Origin of the sequence: Phenylobacterium sp. (genome assembly GCF_031181185.1) — a bacterium.
In the GTDB taxonomy this organism is placed as follows: domain Bacteria; phylum Pseudomonadota; class Alphaproteobacteria; order Caulobacterales; family Caulobacteraceae; genus Phenylobacterium.
Genome location: NZ_JAPSKZ010000320.1, coordinates 1 through 1,962, shown reverse-complemented (window position 1 = coordinate 1,962; position 1,962 = coordinate 1). Strand labels below are relative to the sequence as shown.

Genomic DNA, 1,962 nt, shown 5'->3' with positions numbered 1-1,962 from the left:
CCTTCTTCGCCCTCGAGGCGGCCAACCTCTTCGACATCGAGGAGCGCCCGGTGCTGCGCGCCGCCTGCGCCCTGGAGTGCGTCCACGCCTACAGCCTGGTGCACGACGACCTGCCGTGCATGGACGACGACGACGTGCGCCGCGGCCGCCCCACCGTGCACCGCGCCTATGACGAGGCCACCGCCGTTCTCGCCGGCGACGCCCTGCAGACCGCCGCCTTCGACATCCTGCTGCATCCCGACACCCATCCCGACGCGGCGATCCGCTGCGAACTGGCCGCCCGCCTGTCGATCGCCTCGGGCGCGCGCGGCATGGCCGGGGGCCAGATGATCGACCTGCTGGGCGTGCGCGACGACCTCGGCGGCGTCGCCCGCATGCAGCGGCTGAAGACCGGGGCCCTGTTCACCTACGCCTTCGAGATCCCCCTGATCATCGCCCGCGCCCGCGAGACGGAGCGTCAGGCCCTGATCAGCTTCGCCCATGACATCGGCCTGGCCTACCAGATCGTCGACGACCTGCTGGACGTCGAGGGCGACGAGGACATCCTCGGCAAGGCCGCCCGCAAGGATCACGCCCAGGGCAAGACCAATTTCGTCACCCTGCTGGGCGTCGACCAGGCGCGGCACAGGGTCGCGCACCTGGCCGATCAGGCCCGCGCCCACCTCGACCCCTTCGGCGCCGACGCCGAAATCCTCAAGGCCAGCGTGGACTACGTTCTTCAGCGGAGATCCTAGCGCCGGTCGGCGGTCAGGGCTGCGTAGTGGCCCCCGCATCGGCGGCCGCCTGACGAAATCACGAACTCCTCAGGAATCCCTCACTGGCCTTCGCCGTGCTAGGCGTTCATGGAATAGGCCATCCGTCTCGCCCTCATCGGCCGCTGTTCAAGTTGCTCCATGCCCGACACCCCGCTGCTCGACCAGGTCAAGTTCCCCGCCGACACGCGGGGCTTCGACATCCCCCAGCTGAAGCAGCTTGCGGATGAACTGCGGGCCGAAACCATCGACGCGGTTTCGGTGACCGGCGGCCACCTCGGCGCCGGTCTGGGCGTTGTCGAGCTGACCGTCGCCCTGCACCACGTCTTCGAGACGCCGAAGGACATCCTGATCTGGGACGTCGGCCACCAGTGCTATCCGCACAAGATCCTGACCGGCCGCCGCGACCGCATCCGCACCCTGCGCCAGGGCGGCGGCCTGTCGGGCTTCACCAAGCGCAGCGAGAGCGAATACGACCCCTTCGGCGCCGCCCACGCCTCGACCTCCATCTCGGCGGCGCTCGGTTTCGCCGCCGCCCGCGACCAGAAGGGCGGCGACAACAAGATCGTGGCGGTGATCGGCGACGGCTCCATGTCCGCCGGCATGGCGTATGAGGCGATGAACAACGCCGTCGAGGCGACCCGCGGCCAGCTGATGGTCGTGCTCAACGACAACGACATGTCGATCGCCCCGCCGGTCGGCGGCATGAGCGCCTATTTGGCCGGCCTCGTCTCCGGCGGGACCTACCGGGGCATGCGCAGGATCGGCAAGAGGGTCGCCGAACACCTGCCCCGCCCGTTCAAGCAGGCGGCCAAGAAGGCCGAGGAGTACGCCCGCGGCATGGTCACGGGCGGCACCTTCTTCGAGGAGCTGGGCTTCTACTATGTCGGTCCGATCGACGGGCACGATATGGACAACCTCGTGCCCATCCTCAGGAATGCCGCAGCCATCAACGACAAGCCGGTGCTGGTCCACGTCGTCACCCAGAAGGGCAAGGGCTATGCACCGGCCGAAAGCAGCGCGGACAAGCTGCACGCGGTGGTCAAGTTCGACGTGGTCTCGGGCAAGCAGTCCAAGGCCGTGTCCAACGCCCCCAGCTACACCAAGGTGTTCGGGACCGAGCTGATCAAGCACGCCCGCAACGACCCCTCGATCGTCGCCATCACCGCCGCCATGCCCTCAGGGACCGGGCTGGACCTGTTCGGCCAGG

Annotated in this window: 2 protein-coding genes; both read left to right on the top strand. The window is 68.6% G+C overall.

Annotated elements, in window-relative coordinates; all coding sequences use genetic code 11:
* On the top strand, positions 1-734 hold a 734-nt coding region (locus RIF93_RS20435; RefSeq protein ID WP_309093275.1), incomplete at its 5' end, for a polyprenyl synthetase family protein.
* 159 nt (positions 735-893) lie between these two features.
* The coding region (locus RIF93_RS20430) for a 1-deoxy-D-xylulose-5-phosphate synthase N-terminal domain-containing protein (RefSeq protein WP_309093274.1) at positions 894-1,962 on the top strand (1,069 nt) is incomplete at its 3' end.